The organism is Planomonospora algeriensis, assembly GCF_977012225.1.
Window position 1 is genome coordinate 1 of record NZ_CDRNDK010000438.1, and the last position, 5,123, is coordinate 5,123.

7 protein-coding genes are annotated in these 5,123 nt (G+C 71.6%); all 7 read left to right on the top strand.

The window, feature by feature from the left end; genetic code table 11:
- Positions 1-135 precede the first annotated feature (135 nt).
- A complete protein-coding gene (gene fliP / locus ACWJ6R_RS29685; RefSeq protein WP_449065393.1) occupies positions 136-1,032 on the top strand; it encodes a flagellar type III secretion system pore protein FliP in 897 nt (298 codons plus the stop codon).
- Positions 1,033-1,062: 30 nt separating this feature from the next.
- Positions 1,063-1,338 carry a flagellar biosynthesis protein FliQ gene (gene fliQ / locus ACWJ6R_RS29690; RefSeq protein WP_307827808.1) on the top strand — a complete coding sequence of 92 codons (276 nt, stop codon included), beginning with the start codon at positions 1,063-1,065 and terminating at the stop codon, positions 1,336-1,338.
- Between the two features lie 13 nt (positions 1,339-1,351).
- Complete coding sequence (locus tag ACWJ6R_RS29695) at positions 1,352-2,107, top strand: flagellar biosynthetic protein FliR (RefSeq protein ID WP_449065394.1); 756 nt, start codon at positions 1,352-1,354, stop codon at positions 2,105-2,107.
- On the top strand, positions 2,104-3,189 hold the full coding sequence (locus tag ACWJ6R_RS29700) for an EscU/YscU/HrcU family type III secretion system export apparatus switch protein (RefSeq protein ID WP_449065395.1): 1,086 nt from the start codon (positions 2,104-2,106) through the stop codon (positions 3,187-3,189). Before ACWJ6R_RS29695 ends, ACWJ6R_RS29700 begins: the two co-directional genes overlap by 4 nt.
- Before the next feature lie 138 nt (positions 3,190-3,327).
- A complete protein-coding gene (locus ACWJ6R_RS29705; protein WP_449065396.1) occupies positions 3,328-3,807 on the top strand; it encodes an alcohol dehydrogenase catalytic domain-containing protein in 480 nt (159 codons plus the stop codon).
- Positions 3,720-4,373, top strand: a complete 654-nt coding sequence (locus ACWJ6R_RS29710; protein WP_449065397.1) for a zinc-binding dehydrogenase — start codon at positions 3,720-3,722, stop codon at positions 4,371-4,373. Before ACWJ6R_RS29705 ends, ACWJ6R_RS29710 begins: the two co-directional genes overlap by 88 nt.
- Positions 4,374-4,881: 508 nt before the next feature.
- A partial coding sequence (locus tag ACWJ6R_RS29715) for a hypothetical protein (protein WP_449065398.1) occupies positions 4,882-5,123 on the top strand: 242 nt, incomplete at its 3' end.

The following is a 5,123-nucleotide window of genomic DNA, read 5'->3' on the forward strand; positions in this document are numbered from 1 at the left end:
CGTTCCGGCGCGAAGAGCGCCCCACCGGCACCGGCGCCGAGCCGCCCGCCCCGGCGCCCTGACCGGTTCGGCGCTCTCGCCCCGGACCTGGAAGACCGCCCTGGAAATCCTGCGCGAACGGACGGCTCGCAACTGATGAAGCGCATCCTCAGCCTGGCCCTGACCGGCCTGGCCGTGGCCGGCACGCTCGTGCTCGGCGCGTCGGCGGCGTCCGCGGCCACCCACCCGGTACGGCCCGCGGTCGCGGCCGGGGCCACCGCCTCCGCCTCCGCCACAGCCGCCGGTACGGCCTCCGTCGCGCTCGCCCCGCTGGCCTCGCCCACCCCGTCCGGTCCGTCCGGCCCCAAGGGCACGACCGGCCCCGGCAAGGACTCGGTGACGATCGACCTCAACGGCGTGGGCGGCAAGCCCAGCCAGTCGATCGTCCTCATGCTGGGCCTGACGGTGCTGTCCGTGGCGCCGGCGATCCTGCTGCTCTGCACCAGCTTCACCAAGATCTTCGTGGTGCTGAGCATCACCCGCAACGCGCTGGGCCTGGCCAGCGTCCCGCCGAACCAGGTGCTGGCCGGCCTGGCGATCTTCATCAGCCTGTTCATCATGGGCCCCGTCGCCTCGGACGTGAACGACAAGGCGATCCAGCCCTACCTCAAGGGCGAGAAGAGCGTCTCCCAGGCCGTCGAGGCCGGCACCCCGGCGGTGCGGGAGTTCCTGACCAAGCACACCCGCAAGGACGACCTGGCGCTCTTCACCAAGATCGCCGACCAGCCGAAGCCGGCCAACGCCGACGCGGTGCCGATGACCACGCTCATCCCGGCGTTCGTCCTGTCGGAGCTGCGGGCCGCGTTCATCATCGGGTTCGTCATCTACGTGCCGTTCCTCATCATCGATCTGGTCATCTCGGCCGCCCTGATGTCGATGGGCATGATGATGCTCCCGCCGGTCACGGTGGCGATGCCCTTCAAGCTCCTGCTCTTCGTGCTCGTCAACGGCTGGGGACTCATCGTGACGTCCCTGGTCGGCAGTTACCAGTAGCCCGGCTTCCAGGTAAGGACCTCCACGACCGTGACCGACACCCAGGTGCTGCACATCGGCACCCAGGCCATGATGCTCGCCACCAAGCTGGGCGCCCCGATCCTGGTGACCGCGCTGCTCATCGGTTTCGTCATCTCGCTCTTCCAGTCGGTGACCCAGATCCAGGAGGTCACCCTCTCCTTCGTGCCCAAGGCGGCCGGGGTGTGCGTGGCCCTCATCTTCAGCGGCAACTGGATGCTGCACGAGATGGTGGCCTTCACCACGCAGCTGTTCGACCAGGTCCCGCAGCTCATCCACGGCGGCTGAGCCCGTGGAGGGGATGCTCTCGGAGACCACGCTGGTCGCGTTGCTGCTGGCCTCGGTCCGGTCGGCCGCCTGGCTGCTGATCAGCCCGCCGTTCAACAACAAGGCGATCCCCGGCCAGATCAAGGCGCTGCTCGCGGTCGCGATCGCCCTCCCGCTGGCCCCCAAGTTGGCCGCCCAGATCTCCGACGTCTCCCCCGCCGCCATGCTGGTCGTCGCCACCGAGCAGGCCGTCGTCGGCGTCGCCCTCGGCTTCCTGACCGCCATGGTCTTCGCCGCGGTCCAGGCCGCCGGGGACCTCCTCGACATCTTCGGCGGCTTCTCCCTGGCCACCGCCTTCGACCCGATATCGATGTCGTCCAACTCGGTGTTCGGCAAGTTCTACGGCCTGCTCTGCACCACGCTGCTGCTGGTCAGCGGCGGCTACCAGTTCGTGCTGCTGGGCTTCACCCAGACCTACCGGCTGCTCCCGCTGGACGGCGCCCTGTCGCTGGAGACCCTCAGCGAGCTGATCACCGGCGGCCTGGCCGACCTGTTCGTCTCCGCCCTGCAGATCGCCGGCCCGATCATCGCGGTGCTGTTCATCGCCGACCTCGCGCTCGGCCTGCTCAGCAAGGCCGCCCCGGCCCTGAACGCCTTCTCCCTCGGATTCCCGGTGAAGATCTTCCTGACCCTGGCCCTGGCCGGCATCGCCATCTCGGTGCTGCCCGGCGTGATCGACGGGCTGACCGACCGCGCGGTGCGCATGATGACGGGACTGGCGAACGGATGAGCGGCGGAGGCGGTGGCGAGAAGACCGAGCAGCCCACAGCGAAGAAGAAGCAGGACGCGCAGAAGGAAGGGCAGATCGCCCGGACGCCGGACTTCGGCGCGTGGGCGTCGATGCTGGCGGCGGGCGTGCTCATGCCGATGGTGCTGGAGGACTCGGTCGAGGCGGCCGAGGCCGTCATGCTCCGGGTGGGCGAGGTCATCGAGAACCCCGACCCGGCGCTGGGGCTGCAGATCCTCATCTCCGGCCTGGGCGACGCCATGCTGGCCGTCGCGCCGATCGCGGCCGCCACCGTGGTCATCACCATCGCCGCCGCCGCGGGCCAGGGCGGCCTGAAGCCGGCCACCAAGCTGTTCAAGCCGCAGTTCAAGAAGCTCAACCCGCTGCAGGGCCTGAAGCGGATGTTCGGCGAGCAGGCGCTGTGGGAGAGCGCCAAGGCGCTGATGAAGACCGCCACGCTGACCGGCATCGCCTACATGGCCATCCGCGACCTGATCCCGATCCTGCTGGCCTCCGGCTCCCTGCCCCTGGGCGTGCTGCTGTCCAGCGCCGGCGACGCGATCCTGTCGCTGATGCGCTTCGCGGGCGCGACCGGCCTGGCGCTGGCCGCCGCCGACTACGCGATGGCGCGCCGCCGCATCGGCAAGCAGCTGAGGATGACCAAGCAGGAGGTCAAGGAGGAGTACAAGCGCTCCGAGGGCGACCCCCACGTCAAGGGGCAGATCCGCGCCCGCCAGCAGGCGATGGCCCGCAACCGCATGATGGCCGACGTCCCCACGGCCGACGTGGTCCTGGTCAACCCCACCCACGTCGCGGTGGCGCTGCGCTACGACCCGTCCAAGGGCGCCCCCCGGGTGGTCGCCAAGGGCTCGGGCACCATCGCGGCGAAGATCCGTGAGATCGCCGCCGAGAACCGCATCCCGATGGTCCAGGACGTCCCGCTGGCCCGCGCGCTGCACTCCAGCTGCGACATCGGCCAGGAGATCCCCGCCGAGATGTACGGCGCCATCGCCAAGGTGCTGGCCTTCGTGATGACCCTCAAGGCCAAGGGCTCGGCCGCCGGCACGCACCGCCTCGCCGCCTGAGCGGGCGCACCGGCCACCCCGCCGCCCGCTGTCCCACCGCTTGAGCGCCCGCCGCCCTGGTCCCGCATCCGCGGCGCGGGGCATGACTCCCGGTACGGCGCGGAGGGTAGGGAGAACCGGGGACGGAAGGAGGCCGCGATGCGCGCGCTGCGGTTGCCCGGCTGGAAGTCCGGTCCGGAGCTGGTGGAGGTGCCCGACCCGGAGCCCGGGCCGGGGCAGGTGGTGATCCGGGTCGAGGGCGCGGGCGCCTGCCACTCCGACCTGCACCTGATGCGCGACTTCGAGCCCGGGGCGCTGCCCTGGGACCCGCCCTTCACCCTCGGCCACGAGAACGCCGGCCGGGTCCACGCGCTCGGCGAGGGGGTCACCGGCCTGGAGGCGGGGCAGCCGGTGGCGGTGTACGGGCCGTGGGGCTGCGGGGTGTGCCCGCGCTGCCAGGCCGGGATCGAGACCTACTGCGAGAACCCGGCGGGCGCACCGGTGCCGGGGGCGGCGGCGGGCTCGGGGCCGACGGGGGCATGGCCGAGTACATGCTCGTCCCGCACTCGCGCCTGCTGGTCCCGCTGCCCGCGGGGCTGGACCCGGTCGCGGCCGCGCCGCTCACCGACGCCGCCCTGACGCCCTACCACGCGATCCGCCGCTCCTGGCCGAAGCTGGCGCCGGGCGCCACGGCCGTGGTCATCGGCGCCGGAGGGCTGGGCCACCTGGCCGTGCAGATCCTCAAGGCCACCACTGCCGCGCGGATCGTCGCCGTCGACACCCGCGCCGAGGCGCTCCGCCAGGCGCTGGAGTCCGGCGCCGACCTGGCCGTCCCGTCCGGGGACGGCGCCGCCGGGGAGATCCGTACGGCCACCGGCGGCCGGGGCGCGGACGTGGTGCTGGACTTCGTCGGCGCGGACGCCACGCTGGCCCTGGCGGTCGCGGTCGTCCGCGTGCTGGGCGACATCACCGTCGTCGGGATCGGCGGCGGCACGCTGCCCCTGTCGTTCTTCTCCCCGCCGTACGAGGTCTCGGTGCAGAGCACCTACTGGGGCAGCAGGCCCGAACTGGTCGAGGTCCTCGACCTGGCCGCCCGCGGGCTCATCCGGCCCGCAGTCACCGTCTTCACCCTGGACGAGGCCGCCGAGGTCTACCGGCGGCTGGAGCGCGGCGAGCTGGTCGGCCGCGGCGTCGTCACCCCGTAGGCGCGCCGGACGGTACCGCGGGCAGGACGGTACGGCGGGCAGGACGGTACGGCGGGCAGGGCGGGGCGCGGGCCCGGCCGCCGGTTCCCCGGACCTGAGGGGAATGCGAGTGAGATGTCGCTATAAGCGAAGAAGATCCTATTTTGTAACTGTATGTGAGTATCACACTACGTAACATCTTTGACGTTCAGTTTGCCATTTTTGTGACGGACAGTTAGTGTGACCGGGAAGCCGCAGGCAGGGGCATATGCCTGCGGCGTTCATCGGGTACGCGATGATCCGGGACGGCCTCAACGGCGCTTGACGGCGCACGTAGGAATTCGGCCGCCTAGCCGTTCCGGGGAGCCAATGGCGAGACCGAACCCAGTCGTCATCTGACGTCCTTCCGCCGAAGCGTCCGGGTTCTTCTTCGTCGTGGGAGTCCTTGCCATGCCCGCCTGCTCCGCGCTTCCGCCGTGCGCTCCGCTCTCCGCCCCCGTCCTCCGGACGATCGCCGGAGGTGCCTGAGATGTACGCCAACAGCGCCCTCGCGCTCACCGGCGCCGGAATGAGCGTGGCCGGCTCCGTCGCCCTCCCGCCCCTGCACTCCGGCTCCTCCTCCGCCGACGCCGCCCTGTCCCCCGCCGTGGACGTGGCCCGCACCCTGCTGATGATCACCGGCGCGGGCTTCGGGCTCTTCCTGCTGGTCATGGCCGTCCTGCTGGCCGCCGGCGCCGTGCTGCGCGGCGTCGCGCCGCCCGCCGCCGCGCG